This is a genomic window from Mesorhizobium sp. B264B1B, assembly GCF_020165765.1.
Lineage (GTDB): Bacteria > Pseudomonadota > Alphaproteobacteria > Rhizobiales > Rhizobiaceae > Mesorhizobium.
Map to the genome: position 1 here is coordinate 275,409 of NZ_JAIUIS010000004.1, position 18,640 is coordinate 294,048.

The 18,640-nt window shown below is 60.3% G+C and carries 20 protein-coding genes and 1 pseudogene; 10 read left to right on the plus strand and 11 right to left on the minus strand.

The annotated features are described in order from the left end of the window. Positions 1–39: 39 nt before the first annotated feature. The 5 genes from LB547_RS32495 to LB547_RS10565 all read right to left on the minus strand — a co-directional run bounded on the left by LB547_RS32495 (position 40) and on the right by LB547_RS10565 (position 5,337). The gene (locus LB547_RS32495; protein ID WP_140558738.1) at positions 40–1,554 is read right to left on the minus strand and encodes an ABC transporter permease; all 1,515 of its coding nucleotides are present in this window, start codon (positions 1,552–1,554) and stop codon (positions 40–42) included. Then, the gene (locus LB547_RS10550; RefSeq protein ID WP_318013590.1) at positions 1,541–2,671 is read right to left on the minus strand and encodes a betaine/proline/choline family ABC transporter ATP-binding protein; all 1,131 of its coding nucleotides are present in this window, start codon (positions 2,669–2,671) and stop codon (positions 1,541–1,543) included. The genes LB547_RS32495 and LB547_RS10550 overlap by 14 nt, the downstream gene beginning before the upstream one ends. A gap of 86 nt (positions 2,672–2,757) precedes the next feature. After that, on the minus strand, positions 2,758–3,792 hold the full coding sequence (locus tag LB547_RS10555; RefSeq protein ID WP_140763594.1) for a glycine betaine ABC transporter substrate-binding protein: 1,035 nt from the start codon (positions 3,790–3,792) through the stop codon (positions 2,758–2,760). Positions 3,793–3,891: 99 nt separating this feature from the next. Then, positions 3,892–4,245, minus strand: coding sequence for a Rieske (2Fe-2S) protein (locus LB547_RS10560; protein ID WP_140763597.1), 354 nt, complete (start codon positions 4,243–4,245; stop codon positions 3,892–3,894). A gap of 9 nt (positions 4,246–4,254) precedes the next feature. Then, on the minus strand, positions 4,255–5,337 hold the full coding sequence (locus LB547_RS10565; RefSeq protein ID WP_140500737.1) for an amidohydrolase family protein: 1,083 nt from the start codon (positions 5,335–5,337) through the stop codon (positions 4,255–4,257). 124 nt (positions 5,338–5,461) lie between these two features. Here LB547_RS10565 and LB547_RS10570 point away from each other — a divergent pair, with 124 nt between their 5' ends. From LB547_RS10570 to LB547_RS10580, 3 genes and pseudogenes are all read left to right on the plus strand, one after another. Then, positions 5,462–6,319: a LysR family transcriptional regulator gene (locus tag LB547_RS10570; RefSeq protein WP_140649345.1), complete on the plus strand. Its 858-nt coding sequence runs from the start codon at positions 5,462–5,464 to the stop codon at positions 6,317–6,319. Positions 6,320–6,408: 89 nt separating this feature from the next. Then, positions 6,409–7,464: a hybrid-cluster NAD(P)-dependent oxidoreductase gene (locus tag LB547_RS10575; RefSeq protein WP_181176998.1), complete on the plus strand. Its 1,056-nt coding sequence runs from the start codon at positions 6,409–6,411 to the stop codon at positions 7,462–7,464. Between the two features lie 74 nt (positions 7,465–7,538). After that, a pseudogene (locus LB547_RS10580) lies at positions 7,539–7,771 on the plus strand (NADP-dependent oxidoreductase); the annotation flags it as partial. 86 nt (positions 7,772–7,857) lie between these two features. On the opposite strand, the gene LB547_RS10585 reads toward LB547_RS10580, so the two are convergent. Genes LB547_RS10585 through LB547_RS10600 form a run of 4 tightly spaced genes read right to left on the minus strand, consistent with a single transcriptional unit; the run spans position 7,858 to position 11,456 of the window. Then, entirely contained in the window at positions 7,858–9,876 is a 2,019-nt protein-coding gene (locus LB547_RS10585; protein WP_224655853.1) for a hydantoinase/oxoprolinase N-terminal domain-containing protein, read from the minus strand. 5 nt (positions 9,877–9,881) lie between these two features. Further along, entirely contained in the window at positions 9,882–10,220 is a 339-nt protein-coding gene (fdxA, locus tag LB547_RS10590) for a ferredoxin FdxA (protein ID WP_140763887.1), read from the minus strand. 10 nt (positions 10,221–10,230) lie between these two features. After that, a complete protein-coding gene (locus LB547_RS10595; RefSeq protein ID WP_140763890.1) occupies positions 10,231–10,923 on the minus strand; it encodes a CBS domain-containing protein in 693 nt (230 codons plus the stop codon). An 11-nt stretch (positions 10,924–10,934) separates the two neighbouring features. Further along, positions 10,935–11,456 carry a hypothetical protein gene (locus LB547_RS10600; protein WP_140763893.1) on the minus strand — a complete coding sequence of 174 codons (522 nt, stop codon included), beginning with the start codon at positions 11,454–11,456 and terminating at the stop codon, positions 10,935–10,937. Positions 11,457–11,630: 174 nt separating this feature from the next. Between LB547_RS10600 and LB547_RS10605 the strand changes: the two genes are divergently transcribed. The 4 genes from LB547_RS10605 to LB547_RS10620 all read left to right on the plus strand — a co-directional run bounded on the left by LB547_RS10605 (position 11,631) and on the right by LB547_RS10620 (position 13,891). Beyond that, the gene (locus tag LB547_RS10605) at positions 11,631–12,077 is read left to right on the plus strand and encodes a hypothetical protein (protein ID WP_224519094.1); all 447 of its coding nucleotides are present in this window, start codon (positions 11,631–11,633) and stop codon (positions 12,075–12,077) included. A gap of 100 nt (positions 12,078–12,177) precedes the next feature. Continuing rightward, a complete protein-coding gene (locus LB547_RS10610) occupies positions 12,178–12,384 on the plus strand; it encodes a hypothetical protein (protein WP_140500693.1) in 207 nt (68 codons plus the stop codon). A gap of 320 nt (positions 12,385–12,704) precedes the next feature. Continuing rightward, on the plus strand, positions 12,705–13,169 hold the full coding sequence (gene rnk / locus LB547_RS10615; protein ID WP_140500694.1) for a nucleoside diphosphate kinase regulator: 465 nt from the start codon (positions 12,705–12,707) through the stop codon (positions 13,167–13,169). A gap of 161 nt (positions 13,170–13,330) precedes the next feature. After that, a complete protein-coding gene (locus LB547_RS10620) occupies positions 13,331–13,891 on the plus strand; it encodes a nucleoside-diphosphate kinase (RefSeq protein WP_140729573.1) in 561 nt (186 codons plus the stop codon). Positions 13,892–13,899: 8 nt separating this feature from the next. On the opposite strand, the gene LB547_RS10625 is transcribed toward LB547_RS10620, so the two are convergent. Next, positions 13,900–14,445: a DUF488 family protein gene (locus LB547_RS10625; RefSeq protein WP_140763896.1), complete on the minus strand. Its 546-nt coding sequence runs from the start codon at positions 14,443–14,445 to the stop codon at positions 13,900–13,902. A 72-nt stretch (positions 14,446–14,517) separates the two neighbouring features. Then, on the minus strand, positions 14,518–15,363 hold the full coding sequence (locus tag LB547_RS10630; RefSeq protein WP_140763899.1) for a LysR family transcriptional regulator: 846 nt from the start codon (positions 15,361–15,363) through the stop codon (positions 14,518–14,520). A gap of 126 nt (positions 15,364–15,489) precedes the next feature. Between LB547_RS10630 and LB547_RS10635 the strand changes: the two genes are divergently transcribed. From LB547_RS10635 to LB547_RS10645, 3 genes are all read left to right on the plus strand, one after another. Continuing rightward, positions 15,490–16,152 (plus strand): 5-formyltetrahydrofolate cyclo-ligase, encoded by a 663-nt coding sequence (locus LB547_RS10635; RefSeq protein WP_140763902.1) that lies wholly within the window; start codon positions 15,490–15,492, stop codon positions 16,150–16,152. A gap of 101 nt (positions 16,153–16,253) precedes the next feature. Beyond that, the gene (gene ctaD / locus LB547_RS10640) at positions 16,254–17,849 is read left to right on the plus strand and encodes a cytochrome c oxidase subunit I (protein ID WP_140633805.1); all 1,596 of its coding nucleotides are present in this window, start codon (positions 16,254–16,256) and stop codon (positions 17,847–17,849) included. Between the two features lie 55 nt (positions 17,850–17,904). Beyond that, positions 17,905–18,525: a Tim44/TimA family putative adaptor protein gene (locus LB547_RS10645; protein ID WP_140633802.1), complete on the plus strand. Its 621-nt coding sequence runs from the start codon at positions 17,905–17,907 to the stop codon at positions 18,523–18,525. Positions 18,526–18,640: the final 115 nt, after the last annotated feature.

The following is an 18,640-nucleotide window of genomic DNA, read 5'->3' on the forward strand; positions in this document are numbered from 1 at the left end:
ACCGGCCGAGCTCCACGAGAAGATCGTTCCCAAACGGCTTTATCTGGTTCGTCCTTGCACGATACGGTCGATGATCATGGCGCAGAGAAGTATGGCGAAGCCCGCGAGCAGTCCCTGCCCGACAGCTGCGTATTGAAGCGCATTGAGGACATCTTCTCCCAACCCTTTGGCGCCGATCAGGGAAGCGATGACCACCATTGAAAGGCACATCAAAATGGTCTGGTTTATGCCGGCCATGATGGAAGGCATCGCTAGCGGGAGATCGACCCGGGTCAGGAGAAACCATCTTGTTGCACCATAGGCTTGCGCGGCCTCTCTAATGGCCGGCGGGACACCCTGCAAACCGAGCGCAGTCAGGCGCACCACTGGCGGAGTACCGAAAATCAGCGTGGCGATGACGCCGGGCGGCTTGCCGATGCCGAACAATGCGATCACCGGGATCAAATAGACAAATGCCGGCATGGTCTGCATGAAGTCGAGCACCGGCCGCACGGCGGCATAGACGCGCGGTCGGCGTCCGCACCATATCCCAAGCGGAACTCCTATCGCGAGGCAGATAATGGCCGATGTGCCCAACAGGGCGACTGTTTCCAGGCTCTTTTCCCAAAAGCCAAGCACGGCAAGATAGGCGAGCGCAGCCGCGGTGAAGATGGCGACGCGCGGCCCCGCCAGTTGCCAGGCCAGGGCTAGAATGATCGCCATTGTCACTGGCCAGGGCATGCCCGTCAGTCCATAGGCCAAGGCATCGAGCACCAACGATATTGCGCCTGTGATGCCGCCGAAAAAGCCCTCCCCGAGATGCGACACCGCTCCCATCAGGCTGTCCAGACCCGATGACAACGCGGCCTGCCACTCGCGATTCGAGGGCGCGGCAATCAGCCAGACGGCTGGTGTCGGCGCGGCGAAGCGATAGACCGAAAGCCCATAGGCTGCGATGCAGAAGGCAAGGGCGCATAGCGCCAGCGGATGATTGAGCCCGCGCTGAAGCGTCGGATTCGAACGCCAGCGCGCGAAGCGCCGCTCCAGCATCCGGTTGGCGAGGAAACCGGCGATCAGCCTGGCGAAGAGCAAAGTGACAATACCGGACCCAATTACAACCGGCGCCTTCGCCTTTGCGGCGTCGGCCCGCATTCTGGCCGTGTTGGCAGCTTTCTCCAGAGCGGCCGCTGATGATCTCAGGCCAGCTGCATTGTCCGCCCCCGCTGCCTCGGCGGCTTTTGCCTGTTCCGCGCGCGCCTGTGCCTGCTTGGTCACGCGTTCGGCTCGTGCTTGCTCTGCGGCGCCGAGGTTACCAGCCGCGCCGACGCCGATCTGAACCACCGCAAGCGTCTCCAGGAAGAAGATGAGCCAGAACAGAAGTGTGATGCCTCGGGCAGCGGCCCAGACCGGCCCAAGCAGTGCGGCCGCCAGGTTGAACGGCCAGACGGCACCGGACGCCCGCCGGATGCGGGCGAACACATCGATATAGTAATCGGGGTTGCGGAGGACGAATTCCCGAACGAGTCCTTCCTCTGCCGGTTGCGATTGCACAGCGACAGGATCATGGGCGTTCACGGGTTTCGCCCTTTCGCAGACCGTGGAGCAGGATCTGCCTGTCGACGATGCCGACGACAGACCCACCGGGATCTGTCACAGCAAGCGGTGCGGCATCCCGTGCCGCGAGTTCGACGAGTTCGGCCAGGGATTCTCGAGAATCCACCCTGTGCAACCGCTCGACGTCCAATTCCGGATGAGACCGGCTCTTGAAACTCTCGACCGACTCCATGATGCGCCCGGCGGTGATCACCTTCAGGCGCGAGATGTCGGCGACGAATTTCGCGACATAGTCGTGCTTCGGAGATGTGACGATCTCCTCGGGCGTGTCGGTCTGGACGATGACGCCATCTTTCATGATCGCGATGCGATCGCCGATCCGGATCGCCTCGTCGAGGTCATGGGTGATGAAGATCACTGTCTTTCCCATCGAGCGTGAGAGGGCCAGGAACTCGTCTTGAAGTTGCCGCCTTATCAAGGGATCGAGCGCGCTGAATGGCTCGTCCATGAGCAGGATCGCTGGATCGGCAGCCAAAGCGCGGGCGAGGCCGACGCGCTGCTGCATCCCGCCTGAGAGCTCATGGCAGTAGCGATCCCCCCAGCCCGACAGGTTCACCTTGGCAAGTGCCGTCTCGGCGGCGTCAAATCTCCGCTGCTTGGTCGCGGCTTGGATCTCCAGCGGGAGCGCGACGTTGTCGCGTACGGTGCGATGCGGAAGCAGACCGAAGCTCTGGAACACCATGGCGATCCTGCGAGACCGCAATGCCCTCAACTCAGCGGGCGACTTGGCCATGACGTTTTCACCGTCGACGAAAATCTCGCCGGCGGACGGCTCGAGTAGGCGGTTTATATGGCGGATCAATGTCGATTTGCCACTGCCCGACAGGCCCATGACGCAGAAGATTTCACCCGGCCGAACCGAAATGTTGACGTTGGCGACGCCCACGACACATCCGAAGCGCCTGGCCACTTCGTCCTTGTCGAGGCCGTCGCGCAAAACCGCCACAATCGCCTCTGGCGCGCGGGCGCCAAAGATTTTCCAGACGCCCTTCAAAGTGATGGCGGCACCGTGGCTTGCCGCGTCTCCGGGGTCCGCCAGGCCCGCTCCTCCCGGCGCAATGATCGGTGCGGTGTCCACCGGCTACCGCTCCCGTCCGATCAGGGATTTGAACGGCCGGACAACAGTGCAGGCCGGTTCAGAGCCTGCAATGCCGGCCCTGGACTTCAATGACCGAACCACTTCGCCACGTCGTCGGGGTGGGCTTTGATCCATTCCTTCGCCACATCGCCTGCCGGCTTCTTGTCGACGATGATTGCATAGGCCCATTTGCTGATGTCGTCCGGATTGAAAGTAATCCGATCCAAAGCGGCGGTCAGTTCCGGTTCCCGCTGGGCCAGCGAAGCAGCATAGGCGATGTGCACGGTGGTGTCAGCATATGCCGACGACACTTTCGATTTTTCGAACCATTGAGGATCCTCGCTCGGCTGCAGCATCACGAACTTGGCTGGGTCGTGTTTCGGTTCTGTGAGAAAGGCAAGCTTGTAGCGGGCGAAATTCTGGTGCGGGCCGTAGCAGTAGCCGACCCATGGCTTGTCTGCCTTCGCGGCCCGGTCGAGCGATGCCGCGGCCACCGCTTCGTCGGTCACCTGGAGATCGAAGAAATCGGCGAATCCATAGTCGCGGGCCCGCACCTTTTCGATGTTTGTCGACTGCCAGCCTGACGCGCCGATCCAGATTTCGCCCTTGCCGTCGCCATTGGTGTCGAAGATCTTGGCGTTGTCCGGATTGGTGAGATCCGCGACATCCTTGATGCCATATTTGTCGATCGTGACCTGGGTGACGCAGTAGCCTTGCTTGGCTTCGTAGCCGTTCTGCGCGAGTTTCACCGTGCCGGCGCTTTTGACATATTTGTCTACCAGGCCCTGCTGGTTCGGCAGCCAGACATCTGGCCAGATGTCGACCTCCCCTTTGTTGCGATCCATGGCTTCCCAAATGACTGGGACTGCGGTGGTGGTGACGGTGGAAACGTCGAGCCCAAGCTCCTGTTCGGCCGCGTTCTTGATGACGTTCATGACCGCCGTTGCGGTAGCGTAGTTTGGATCCGGCATAGTCACGTCTGCACCGAACGCCGACGATACCGGCGCCAACAATAGAACGCCGAGAGATGGTGCAAGAAGTCGGTTTTTCATTTCGTTCCCCAGTTGAGTTGCGCTGATTTTTCTCAGCTTATTGGTCAAATTAGCGAAACGTGCAGGCAATCCATCCCAAATTGTGCCGCATTAGCAAAAACGATGAAGCGCATTAGGCGGTCGTTGAGATTCCGATACCCGCTCTGTAGGCAGAGGGTGTCTCCATGCTCAGGCCGTCACGTATATGCTCCCTGCCTCGACGAAGACTGGGAACGTCCTCGCGCGAACGGACGGGTTGACCAATGCTGCGCCCGACCTGATGTCGAATTCCCACCCATGCCAGGCACAGCGAACGATTTCATTCTCACGGTGATAGATGAATTCGGCTCGCTCGACGGGAGCAGTCGTTCCGCATTGCGGTCCCTCACAAAGGGGGGCCCCTCGATGCGGGCATACATTCAGCAGCGCATGGAAACTATCGCCGATCCGGAACACGCCGATCGACAGGCTGCGCACCTTGGCGATGAACGGCGTTCCGACCTGGATCTCGTCGGCGCGACAAATATATGTCTTCTCAGCCATGTCAGGTCGTCACGCTGCAGCAGCGGCTTGCGGGCGGGGAATGCGCTTGTAAACGTCTAGCGCATTCTGGCCGAGCACCTTGCGGCGCCATTCCGGCGGGATGTGCAAAGTGTTGACGTCATCGTAGTCCCAATGGGGGTAGTCGGACGCAAACAGCAGCGTGTTCTCCCCGTCCATGGCCTCCAGGATCGCCCAGAGGTGGTTGACATTCGAAGGCTGCTCCAGCGGTTGGGTGGAAAAGCGGATGTTGCGCCGGCAATATTCCGACGGCAGCATTTTCAGCCATGGCGTCTCTTTTCGCAGTGCTTTGTAGTCGGCATCCAGGCGCCACAGGACCGACGGGACCCAGGCGACGCCGCACTCGATGATCACGAAGTAGAGGTCCGGCCATTTCTCAAAAACGCCATGGGCAATCATGCTTGCCACATGCGACATGGCCGACATGTGCAGGATCGCATGGGTCTCCCAGAAGAAAGTGGTGGGCGCTGGCGCGACAGCGTTCCAGTTGATGCCGCCATGTCCACCAAGATGTATGGCGAACGGCAAACCGACCTCGGCACAGGCCTCGAAGATCGGGTGATAGAACGGGTCGCCATACGGCCGCACAGAGCCTTGGGAGGCCAGAACTTGCGCCATCCGGGGATGCTCGCCGAGGCGCCGGATCTCCGCCGCCGCAAGGCGCGGGTCTTGCGGTGCGATGATGATGGAGCCCATGAAGCGGCTGTCTTTCGGCAGCCATTCATTGATCTGGTAGTCGTTGTAGGCGCTTACCAGCGCGCTAGCGTAATAGGGATTTGCGAGTGTCGACGCTTCGATGGGCTCGTCGCCAGTTAGGATTGCCACTCCGACATTGTATTTATCGAGGTGCTTCTCCTTCATGATCAGGTAGTTGTCCGCCTCCACCTTCGGTCGCACATCCTTGCGGGAGAAATCCTGCGGATGAAACCAGGGGCGATGGCCGTGCGGAAAAGCGCCGACCGGGCCGGTCTTCTCGCCCTCGATGAACATGTCTTTCCAGACACCGGACAGGTAGGGCTCCAGCACCGTCGCGTTGGACCAATAGTTGTGGCAATCGCAATCGACTATGAACACTTTTCCCTCTCCCTTTGATGCGGCCGTCACAGACCGTGGCTTCTGCACCGAACTTCCGCTTTGATAGTGCTCGGATCAAGCGTATGAACAGCTAGATACGATCGCAAAAATCGATGGCTCGCCTATGCAGTTGGAACAAATAGAGACGTTTCTCGACATCATTGAATCGCGAAACTTCAACCGGTCGGCGGAGCGCCTCGGACTGACGCAATCGACGGTCAGCACCCGTGTCAAGAACCTGGAGGCCGCCGTGGGGTCCGAGCTCTTCCATCGCGGCCGCGCCGGTGCCGAGCCGACCGCGGCAGGGCGGCGGTTTGAGGTTTACGCGCGGTCAATGCTGTCGACCTGGTCCCAGGCCCGTCACGACGTGCGCGCCTTTAACAGATTCGAAGGCAGCCTTCGGGTCGCTGCCCAGGTTGGAATGACCCGCTCGATCCTGCCGGGTTGGTTGGAAATGCTGCTGCAAGTCTTGCCGCGGTCCTCGATCCATGTCGAATCCGACTACTCGCCGCAGATGATATCTGATCTGAGCCTGGGAAACCTCGATATTGCTGTTATTTATGCTCCACGCTACCTGCCCGAGATCACATATGACCAACTGATGGTCGAGGAATATACAATGGTCTCGACCAAGGCACGCCGGCTTAGCGATGTAAGCCCGGACAATTACATCCGGCCGGGTTACACCGTTGCGCTCGAGAAGGCTCATGCCGAGGCGTTGCCAAATCTGACTGCGTGCCGGCTTTCGATGGGCTCCGAAACGCTGGCCGACAATATGCTGAGACGCGCAGGCGGCACCTGCTACATGCGCGCCGACGATGCGCGTCGCTTCGCCGCCGAGCAACCCTCCCACATTGTGGAAGGTGCTCCAACTCTGCATCAGCCCGTCTACACCGCAATTCTCGCGCGACGCCGGCATGAGCCAATCATAAAGAAAGGCATTCGCGCGCTTCATCTTGCGGTCATGTCGCTGGAAGGTTGATCGATATTGTCGATCATAGATGCTTGAGGTTCCTCCTGTATCGAACGTAGGCCTGCTGGCATTCTTGGCCCCTTAATGGGAGCCAGATGATGAACGCCCTCGTTTCTTTCGCTCCCTCCTGCCGATCCGACCGCGTCAGCGGACGTCACACGCTGATCTGTCGCGGCATCGTTCAGGAGACGCACGACGTGAAGACCTTCGTCTTTTGTCCAAAGCGCGGGCAGGCCGGCCAGTTCAAAGCCGGGCAGTTTATCACTCTGAACCTCGTGATCGACGGCGCTCCGGCCGTCCGGACTTACTCGATCTCTTCGCCGCCAACCCGGGCGGGAGACCTCAGGATAACCGTCAAGCGCGTCCCCGGCGGCCTCGCTTCCAATTGGCTGCATGACAATCTCGAACAGGGAAGCGAAATAGAGATCGACGGCCCGTCCGGCAGCTTCAACTGGGATGACCTGCGGAGCGACCGGCCGCTTTTCCTCTCCGGCGGCAGCGGCATAACACCGGTGATGTCGATGCTGCGCACGCTCGCCGACAGTGGCTCCGACAAGGATGTCTGCTTCATTCATAGCGCACGCTCGCCGAAGGACATCATCTTCGGTGACGAGCTTGACAACCTGGCACGGGACCATCGCAATTTTCACGTCCATGTCGTCTGCGCCGAAGCTGTGCATAATTGGGCCGGTCCAACTGGATTGGTTGGTGAGTCCATGTTGCTGAAGTTTGCTCCCGACATTAGGGAGCGCACCGTTTATGCCTGTGGGCCCGAGCCTTACATGAACGCAGTCCGGAACGCCCTCAACAGCATCGGCTTGGATCCTGGTCGGTACCATGAGGAGAGCTTTGGCGGCCTGCTGAAGCCTGCACCGGTGTTGCAAACAGCCCAGGCCGCTTCCGTGCGTTTTGCTCGCACAGGTGTCACCCACCAATGCCGTTCGACACAGACCCTGCTCGAAATCGCTCGAAGCGTTGGTCTGTACCTGCCAAGCGCTTGCCAGCAAGGGATTTGTGGGACCTGTCGTGTGCTGAAGGTCAGCGGCGACGTGGAAATGGCTGATTTCGGCGGACTCAGCGCACAGGAGAAGGACGCCGGATATGTGCTCGCCTGCTGCACTCATCCCATGGGAGCGGTGTCGATAGACTTGTAACTGCAGGCGCACACCGCGGCCGTGCAAATCACAAAGCAATTCAGTGCCGATATTGTCGTGGAAGGCACCGATAAGACGTCGGCAGCATCGATCTGGTGTTCGACGTCATCGGTGGCAACATCCAGAAGCGGTCTGCAGCCCTGATCCGGGGCGAGGTATGCTGGTGACCGTCGTCGGACCAGCCGAGGCGCAGCCCGGGGATGGCTTGGCGGTCGATTTCGTCGTCGAGTCCGGTCGTGGCCAGTTGAGCGAGATCGTCCAGCAGGTGCGGAACGGGCGGCTGCGGATGAACATTGGCAAGGTCGCGATCTCGACGAGGCGATCGCCGCCTCAGGAAAAATACTGTCAGAGCATTGTCACCCGACAACGCTCCACCACAACAACGCGTGCATGTCACGACGCGATTCGCGGTCGCCCGGTGGCTGTCGCGACGACGATGGCTTCCACGAAACTGCGCTCGCCTTCGATTGTAGCAACTCTTATGTCGCGTGCGATCTCGATCCGAGCCTGATCGGTCCCGGCGCGCTCGGCAAGACCTGCCGCCAAGACTCGAATGTGGGCTTCGGCTGCGGCCATCGCCTCGTCCTCGGTGTCATAGTCGTCCAGCCGCTCACCGGAATTGAGACGGAAAAGCCCGATCTCCGGTTGGCTGACGCGCGCTTCCGCTGACATTCGCACCTGTCCAACCACGGCGCCCAACGCATTTGCGACATCGGCGTGTTCGGCAATGCTGCATTCATTGCCGATCAATTGCGGCAGCCCGGCAAAGTGCAGCGAAGCCGACGCCCCGAGGCCGATCACCGGCCGGTCGAGCGCGATCGACAGCCGCGCCATGCCGCCTCGCCCGCCAACCGCCCGCTGAACCAGCGGGTTGGCAACGGAGACGCCGCCCTCCAGCCCGTCCTCGGCAAATACCGATTCAAGAATTACTTCGGCAGAACGCCGGGTGACGGCGGCAAGAACCATCTCGGAAAACGCTTCTGCGCCTTTGGCGACACGATGCCCCTGGCCGTCGCGCTTGCGTGAGAACAATTCGGCGCCCAGTCGAGCCGCGACAGGATCCCAGTTCCCTTGCCGGCCGAGCACATGGGCTGCATCGGATGGCGTGAAGCCGACGATATGCACCAGGCCACGTGCGACGAGGCGATTGAGCGTCGCGACCTGTGACGTCGATACGAGCAGCCGGTCGAGCGCGGCGGGAATTGCCGAAATGTCAGCATAGAGCCGCGTCTCGGTAACCGTCAGGCCTGCGGCTAGACGTTCGGGCACACCTGTGCGCAATGCGAAGCGGCCGTCCAGCCGGCTGGTGTTGGGACTGAGCAATTGCCGGTTGAGACCTTGGCATATGGCATCGCCGTGTTTCACCGCGGCGAGCGCCAGCGGTACCAGCCGCCGGGGCCCGAGCACGATCGTCGAAGCCAACGACTGCTCATGAAGCGAAACTTCCGAATCCCCACCAAGGCCAAAGGTGCGCATGGCCACGGCTTCCACCATGGTTCGCATTCCGCCGACGGTGGCGCCTTCCGGATCGAGCCCCAGGCGGCCGCCGTCCAGAACTGCGATGTCGGTGGTGGTGCCGCCGATGTCGGACACCACCGCATCATCGATGCCGGTCATGTACCGCGCCCCCACCAGGCTTGCCGCTGGTCCTGACAGAATGGTCTCGATCGGCCGAGCGCGGGCGAATTCTGAGGTAATGAGCGCGCCGTCGCCGCGCACGACCATGAGCGGAGCGACGATTCCGCGTCTTGCCAGAAATCCCTCCGTGGCGTCGACAAGGCGATCGATCATCGAGATCAACCGGGCGTTGAGAAGCGTGGTCAGCGCCCGACGCGGGCCGCCGAGTTTCGACGACAATTCATGCGAACAGGTCACCGGGAGCCCGATGCGCTCGCGGATGACGTCACGTACCGCGATTTCGTGTTCGGGATTGCGAACGGCAAAATAGGAGGCCACGGCGACGCCTGAAACCGTGTCGGCGAGAAACGGCAGCGCAGCCACGAGAGCGTCGAGCACCAGCTCACGCGGATCTCCGTGGACGTCATGTCCGCCCGGGCAAAAGATCACGGGATCGGAGCCAAGGGCCTTTGACAATCCGTTCCGGGCAAGGTCGGCTTCAGTGAAGCCGATCATCACCAGCGCGACCCGCCCGCCCTGCCCTTCGACGAGGGCGTTGGTGGCCAGCGTGGTCGACATCGAGACGAGCTTGATCGCGCTGGGCTCGATGACTGCCTCGGACAAAACAGCGTCTGCGGCGCCGGCGATGCCCTCGGCAAGATCGTGCCGCGTGGTCAGCGACTTGGCCTTGGCCACGATGCCTGTGGATTCCGACCACAGCACGGCATCGGTGTACGTGCCGCCGGTATCGATGCCCAGATAAAGTGGCGGCGGCTGGAGCGCATATGCGTTCATTTTGATCAGTCACCCGACCCAGGTTCCGGCGAGAAATATTTCGCGAGCTTGTCCGCTTCGCCGTCGAACGCCTTAGCGTCGACGGGTGGATCGCGCTTGATCGCAATATTGGGCCACACAGACGCATACTCGGCGTTCAGCGCGAGCCAATCGTCGAGACCAGGCTCGGTATCGGGAAAAATGGCCTTCGCCGGGCATTCTGGCTCGCAGACGCCGCAGTCGATGCATTCATCGGGATGGATGACCAGCATGTTCTCGCCTTCGTAGAAGCAGTCCACCGGGCAGACTTCCACGCAGTCCATGTATTTGCATTTGATGCAATTGTCGGTGACCACGAATGTCATTCGGTGGCCTTCAGACCAAGCCGTAGGTCATATCGAGGGGAATGCGATGGTCATCGATAGCACGCACGCCAGCGGTGTTTTCAGCCAGGACGATCGAGGCTTTCCGCTCCTGCTCCGACAGATACGTTCCCCACAGGGTGACCACGCCGTTGTTCACGATCACGTCCGAACTCGAGGGCCACGATTCGGATCGCAAGGCATCGACAATCTCCATCCTGATGCTGCTGTCGTCATGCAAGGCCGGAGCGCGCCACCCTTTCCTGGCAATGACCAGCGCTCGCAGCAGATTAGCGCGACTGACGATCCCAACCACCTGCCCGTCTCGCAGCACTGGGACACGCTTGATCCGATTGTGTTCAAGCAGGGTTGCGATCTCGGCGACTGGCGTACTCTCGACCACCGTCGCAACCTGCAGTGTCATGACGTCGACCACATGATCGGAATGAGATTTCACATAGCCTTCCGCCTGAACCGCGTTGTTGGTGAATAAATGAAGCCACCAGGAACAGCCCTGCGGCGCTGTTCCGATCTCCGCCCGGCGGATCAGGTCCCCTTCACTGACGATGCCCAGCAGCGCACCTCGATCAATCACCGGCACGGCGCTGATCCCGTGCGACAGAAGAATACCGGCGACCTCGTCCACCGTACTGTCAGGCCCTACCGCGATGACCGGCGACGTCATGACGTCCTTGGCGATCAGCATTTCGTTCTCCTTCACCGGCCTGCAGGCGGCAGTACCGGCGGCAAGGTCGTTCCTGAACCTTGCCCGTTGCCAGCATGGAGATGGATCGCGCGACAAAACTCCCTTGCATGGAAAGCGTAAGCTTCCAGATCGGCCGGATCGCCAGCGAACAGCCCCATGTCCTCGGCTTTGTGGAAGAACCAGGGAGCGGGCAAACCAGGATCGAGCGCGTTCACGGCAACAGCCGCAAGCAATGGCAGGCCTTCGTCCGCATCGTCGTCCATCAGTTGTTCGAGTGCACCCCGGATCACGCCTGTTGCTTGCGAACCAACCATGCTCTCGGCCAGTCTTGCATAGGTGATCGGCAGCCGGGTCCGTGCTTGCAGGAGCAGTTCCTCGCGCAGCCGCGTTTTGAGAGCATTGTCATCCACGGGTACGATTGGGATGCCGTCATCTGCGTCAGGGCGATTGGCAGATACCATTCGACCGACGACATGACGCCGAATGTCCGGGCCAGAAAGGATCCTGCCGAAATCGTGTTCAAGCCTGTCCATTATTGTCATTGCCGAGCCCAAGGTGCCCTTCGCGCGATATCGCCAAACAGTCCCCTAGCGTTGAGACCTGCTGGCTGGCACCCAATCTGTCGTTTCGCTACGCACGAGCTTCACTCATCCTTATCTGCAAGACAAACGAAATTTATTGCCGCTTCAGCACAATTATTTTGCATCATGATTCCGATCGCGGTGAGGGGCGCAACCCTTTCCTTTTCGGATTCGATATGCATTTTTTACGGACGCGGCCGTCGCACCCCCAGCGTCCTGGGTTTCAGCAGGCGGCAATTCGCTCCCAAAGCGATCCAGAAGGAGATTTTGAGGATGATCACTGGTGCTCAATGCCGTGCCGCTCGCGCACTGGTCGAATGGACCCGTGAAAAGCTCGCCGGCAATTCAGGCGTGGATGCGCTGGTCATCGAAGAATTCGAGCGCCGGATCAACCTTCCTGACCGAGATATCTGCGACACGCTGCAAACCGCGCTTGAAAGCGCCGGCGCCGTTTTCATTGCCGAGAACGGCGGCGGTATTGGCGTTCGCCTGAAGCTCAACCGCTCGGAAGTCAAGCGGATCGGCGTTCTGGAGAATGAAGGCGGCATTGTCGGAACAGATGCCGTTCCATAAGCAAGACCTTCGGGGCCCAATGAATTCATGGTCGCAGCCCGTCGCTGGACAATCCAGGATCGGCATCGGCTTGATAGTGCACACAAGGGAGATGGCTCTCATGACAGTTATCTGGGACGATCTCACCAAGGAGGAGCAGACGGCACTCAAGCGAATGAACCGCGGACCCTACCCATCTCTATCGAAAGCCTTGGCCGAACGTCTTGTCTTTCTCGGGCTGGCTGAAGAAAGACCCAGCGGGACCGGGATAAACCGGGCCGGAAGAGAGCTGGTGATAAGAACGTTGCTTGGCGCCCGCTCTGACTAGTTTAGGATTGATACCCGCCAAACTGCACCGAGGTGGCTGACTTGACTTCCCGGATTGCTTCACCAACTATGGTCCTATGAACGCCGCAGTCAGAATTCGTCGCGATTTTCTTTTCCGGGTTTGCCCCATAGCGGGAATGTAGCCCCCGGCTCGGCTGCCATGCGTGCCCCGAGCCGAGGGGCGGTGCGATTACCCACATGGGATGGTTCCGCAGGACCTCAAGCCTCCGGAGCATTGGCGTTCCATCAAGATTTTCACGAATTGGCTCGATTCCGGCACCCTCCGTGGCGGCTGGTCCGAGCGGAAGCACGAGTATTCAAATGCAAGACAACACGAAAACGCGGCGCAAGCCGAACATCCGCATCTCACAGTCAGACCATGCGCGTCTGTCGGCGGTTGCGAGCACCGTGGCCGCGCGCAATCCGGAGGCCTCCGATGAACTGCTCGCCGAACTCGAGCGGGCACGTATCGTCGCCGATGATTGGGTCTCCGCCGGCACCGTCCAGATGGGTTCGACGGTGACATTCAAGCCCGATACTGGCAATGCCAAAACAGTCACGCTGGTTTTTCCTGGCGACGCGGACATCTCCGAAGGCAAGGTTTCAGTCCTCACGCCGATCGGCACGGCCCTGATCGGCCTCTCGGCCGGACAGTCGATCATGTGGACAGCGCGCGATGGGCGCCGGCACGAACTGTCGGTGCTTGCCGTAGGCCAACCCGCTGCGGAAGGCGATGCAGTCGATCGGCGCGCACCAGCGTCTTCGGCGATCCCGGCAGACGCCTAGACATGGGCGTTTCCATCCGTCTCCTTAATCACGCAGGCAGCCTGATCGCGGGAGTGTGACCCCTGCGCCGGCCTGTCCTGGTCCGGCACAGGGGTAGCTTTCACATCCGATCAAATGCTTGACGCCGGAACCCTTTCACGGGTCCGTCTTGGAGACGCACCATGCCCACTATCGATAGCTGTCAACTGACCACCAAGGACTTCACGATTCTTGAAGTGATGCAAGAGCGCCACCCCCGCGGCGATGCCTTGTCCGTTGTCCTTCAACGGAAGATTTCGAGCGCAATCGTGATGTTTCGAGAAGACATTCCGCCAACGGTCGTGACGCTCAGCACCCGAGTGACCTATCGTGTAAACGACGGCCCTGCCGAGACCCGCATCGTCGCACATGACGAGATGCGCGGTCTGGTTGGCATGCTTTTGCCGATCACCAACCCGCGCGGCCTGGCGCTGCTTGGTCTGGCCGAAGGTCAGTCCATGTCCATTCCGACCGCGCAGGGCGGCCATGAAACGCTGACTGTGCATGAAGTGGTCTACCAGCCGGAAGCGGCAAGGCGGGAGAGATTGGAGCTGGCGGGGGGTGCAGCGCCGGACCCGTGGCGACCGAACGGACCGGTTTTGCGCATCGCCCATCACTCTGATGAGTCACAACCCAAAGCGGAAAACAGGGTCATGGCGGCTTTCAACGACGGGTTCGACGACCCGGGGCCGTCGGCCGCCTGAGGCCTTGACTACCCAGAACGCTGGGAAAGCGGGTAGACAAGCGTTCCGTCGAGCCTTGCCTCCGCACCGTCGGTGAGCTTCGCCGGCTCGACCTTGTCATGGCCCATCAGATGAAAAACGGACTCGCCACGACTGATCAGATAGTCCGCGACGATTCTTCTGTGGCAACGCCACCAAAGCGTTTCCGAGCACATGATGGCGCACCGCTGCTGCCTGCCAAGGGACACAAGCCGCTCCAGACCGCCATGAAACTCCGCTGACAGCGCGTAGTCGGCGTAGTTGTGAAAACTCTGGTTGAGCCAGAATGCGTTGAGCGTCGGTGGAATGGCGTGCGCCCTGCCGCGCAGGCCGCCAAGCTCGGCAATATGCTCATATCCGATCGCGAAATCCGCAAGGCTGTCCGGCAGCGTTTCGCTGTTGAATTGCGGGTTAGTCCGCGATCGCCGGATGGTCCTTATGTCGACCACGAGCGTAATCTCGCCAACCCGCAACAGGGCGACGAATTCGGCGGTCGGCCGGGTCGAGTGGCCGATGGTGTGGAACGGATAAGGCATGTTCGATCAATCCCATGGCGGTGGATTTCTTTCCGGCCGCATGATCAGTGATTTGGAACTGACAGAACACGGTCATTTCACCACCTGCTTCAATCCACGTAGCGCCTCCTGTACGTCGGTTCGCGACGCGCTTGCATCCGGATAGACTGCATAGGCCGGATAGGTGAATTCCGGCGCGCCCTCCACGACCTCCAGCTGCCCGGCCTCGATATGGGGCGCTGCCGCGCCCCTACGGAAATAGCCCATTCCGCCGGCGCGCAGAATGTAGCTCAGCCCAAGCGGACCAAGGCCGACCATTAATCCCGGCTCGCCGAAGGCAGAGGAACTGGCGCCATGTTGGGCCGCAAACAGCGGCCCCCAATCGACATAGACATAGTCCCTTGAGGCGTCCAACTCTGAGTCCCCGTCCGTGCTCCGAACCAAGACGAGCTGCTCCTCCACGAGGAGCTCCACCCTGAAGCCTGGCAGCAGCTTCGGCGCATAGAGCACCGCGATGTCGAGAACGCCAGTCCTGAGCTGCTCGAGGAGCTGGTCCGGCACGCCGACCTGGGCTTGGATGGCGATTTCCGGCCTGGTCTTCTTCATCCAGACCAGCCAATCGAGCAGCAGCGGGTTCCACAGGCTGAGCTCCCCGCCCAGGGCAACGACGCTTGTCCGTCCCGATGGGATGGCGAGCTGGTGGCGTGCTCGTTCCCAGATTTGCACGAATGATTGCGCGAACCGCTCGAACTCCCGGCCCGCCTGCGTCAACTGCGCACCATTGCGATTGCGGACAAAGAGCTGACGTCCGAGCTCTTCCTCCAACGTGCGTATCCGCGCGCTGACAGTGGTCTGGGTGACGTGGAGTCGGTCGGCAGCTCTCAGAAAGCTGCCGGAATGGACGATTTCCAAAAACGTGCGCGCGCGGTCGATGTCCATGCTGGTTCCCGATTAGTGCAATAATCTTGCATCAATACAGCATTTAATTCCGTTTGCCTTCCTGTTTTACGCAGCGCAACGTCCACGTAGGCGAGGGTCTCCGCTGTAACGGATATGGAGCGTGCGATGTCTGATCAGGAGGATGTATGTCCGGAGACGAGAGAATACGCCTCTCCACCATCCTTTATGGATGAGCTTGTCCCGGGGTACGGCACTGAGCCGGCCGTTCAGGACGCATGGCCCGATGTCTGTCGATGGCGCAAGGCGGAACGCAAGCGTCTAATCGATGAGCGTCTCGCGATCGACGCCGAGGAACGCAATGCGAGGTCTTTACGCATCGCTTCCGTTCTCGACCTGGCCGTCGGTCGGGTGAGCGGGCGGATCGTCAGCGGCTATTGGCCGTTCCGCGGTGAGCCCGACCTCCGCAACTGGGCGATAAAGGTGATCGAGCGCGGCGGTCGGATCGCGTTGCCGGTCGTCATAAAAAAAGGTTGGCCGCTGGAGTTTCGCGTCTGGCGACCCGGAGATCCGCTGGAACGCGGCATCTGGAATATTCTTGTCCCGCCACACGGGCCATCGGTCCAACCGGATGTGGTCATCGCGCCCGTTGTCGGTTTCGACGAGGCTAACTATCGCCTGGGTTATGGCGGCGGCTTCTTCGACCGGACCCTGGCGGCGGCGCCCAGGCGGCCTCTCGTCGTCGGCGTCGGTTACGCCCGCAGCAGGATCCGAACCATCTATCCGCAACCGCACGACATTCCGATGGATGTGGTCGTCACGGATGAATGAATAAACGCGGGCAAGAGCTGGCCTCGTGTGATGGCGGATCGCGGGGATCGTCCATCGTTGAGCCCGTCTGCCTGCCGGCAGTGGAGAGCAGGAAGCACATCATGTCCAATCCAGCCTCGACCTTGGATGGTCACAAGCCCCGGTTTCTCGTCCGATGGCTGTTTTCGACCAACCACAAGGATATCGGAACGCTTTACCTGCTGTTCTCGATCATGGCAGGCGTCTTCGGTACGGCGCTTTCCGTGTTGGTCCGCATGGAGTTGCAGGAACCGGGTTTGCAGATATTTGGCGATCCGGGCGTCTACAATGTGGTCGTCAGTGCCCATGGGCTGGTCATGATCTTTTTCGTGCTCATGCCGGCGCTGATTGGTGGCTTCGGCAACTGGATGGTGCCGATCATGATTGGCGCACCCGACATGGCTTTCCCCCGCTTGAACAACATCTCGTTCTGGCTGCTGGTGGTGTCATTCATCCTCTTCATCACCTCGATGTTCGTTCCGGGAGCGCCCGGTACGCTCGGCCATGGCGGCGGCTGGACGCTCTATCCGCCTTATTCGACGGATGGCCAGCCAGGTCCCGCCGTCGACCTCGTTATTCTGTCTATCCACCTTTCGGGGGCCTCCTCGATCCTCGGCGCGATCAACTTCATCACGACCATCTTCAACATGCGCGCACCCGGCATGACCATGCACAAGATGCCTCTGTTCGCCTGGTCGATGCTGGTCACCGCCTTCATGCTTCTCATGTCGCTGCCGGTGCTCGCCGGCGCGGTCACCATGCTGTTGACCGATCGCAATTTCGGGACGACCTTCTTTTCGCCGTCCGGCGGCGGTGATCCGATCCTCTACCAGCATCTGTTCTGGTTCTTCGGCCATCCCGAAGTCTACATCATGATCCTGCCTGGCTTCGGCATCATCAGCCACGTCATCTCAACCTTCGCCAAGAAGCCGATCTTCGGCTATCTCGGCATGGCCTATGCAATGGTGGCAATCGGCGCGATCGGCTTTGTCGTCTGGGCACATCATATGTATACGACCGGCCTGTCGGTCGACACGCAGCGCTACTTCGCCTTCGCATCGATGGTCATCGCCGTTCCAACCGGCGTGAAGGTGTTTTCGTGGCTGGCGACCATGTGGGGAGGATCGATAGAGTTCAAGACACCCATGATGTGGGCTCTCGGCTTCGTCTTGCTGTTCACCATTGGTGGCGTCACTGGCATCATGGTTGCGAACCCCGGTATCGACCGCGTGTACCACGACACTTATTTCGTGATCGCTCACTTCCACTATGTGCTGTCTTTGGGGGCGGTCTTCGCGATCTTTGCCGGCTTCTACTACTGGTTCCCGAAGATGACCGGCTATATGTACAGCGAAACGCTCGGCAAGCTGCATTTCTGGCTGATGTTCATCGGCGTCAACCTCGTCTTTTTCCCGCAGCATTTTCTGGGCATGGCCGGCATGCCGCGACGTTACGCCGACTATCCCGATGCTTTTGCCGGCTGGAATTTCGTCTCGTCGATCGGTTCCTACATCTCAACGGCCGGGCTTGTCGTCTTCTTCATCGCGGTTGCCGAGGCCTTCAGCCGAAGACGCCAGGCAAGCGCCAATCCTTGGGGCGAAGGGGCGACGACGCTGGAATGGCAGCTGCCATCGCCGCCGCCCTTCCATCAATGGGAGAAGCTGCCGCGCATTGCCTAGTGTTCGCTCCGGTTCCGAACCGGCGCCTGTTTCGACATTCTGTCGGGAGAACGTCATGAACGAAACCACAGATCCAAACAACCAGATCCTGCTCGTGGCGATCATAGCGTTTTATTGGGCATTGCTGGGCAGTTGGGGCCAAACTCTGCCGCGCTCGGGCAACGACAAGGCCAAGCAGGACGATGCGCCGAGAGAGCAGCGAACCGGCAGTATCGACGATATATCCTATACGGACACACGCTTGGATGCGATCCGAGAGATCGACCCAACTTTCGACCTTGCCGCGTTTCTGACCGGTGCCAATATGGCTTATGAAGCTATCCTGCGCGCGTATGCGGACAGCGACATCCCAACGTTGAAGCGTCTCGTCGGGCCGGAAGTGCTCGATATCTTCGGACGAGCGATTGCCGGCCGCCGGGATCGGGGGGAGATGCTGCAACTCACCTTCATTGGCACGAAGGAAGCAAAGGTCGTCGACGCTCTTGCGGAGAATAGCACCGCTGAGATTGCCGTTCGCTTCGTTTCCGACGTGGTCAGCGTTACACGCTCGGCCAACGATGCAATCGTCGCCGGCGATCCCCAGCAGATCGTTGAGGTGATCGATACGTGGACGTTCGCCTGTGACACCCAGTCAACAAAGCGCAATTGGATGTTGATCGCCACGGAAGGCGAGTAACGAGTGCATACTCACCCGATGCCTGCCTGACAGCCTTGTCACTATAGATGGGCGGTCAACCCGGAGCGCTCAAGCCGCGCAGAATTTCCAGCTTTTGACAATGTGCATCCACGAC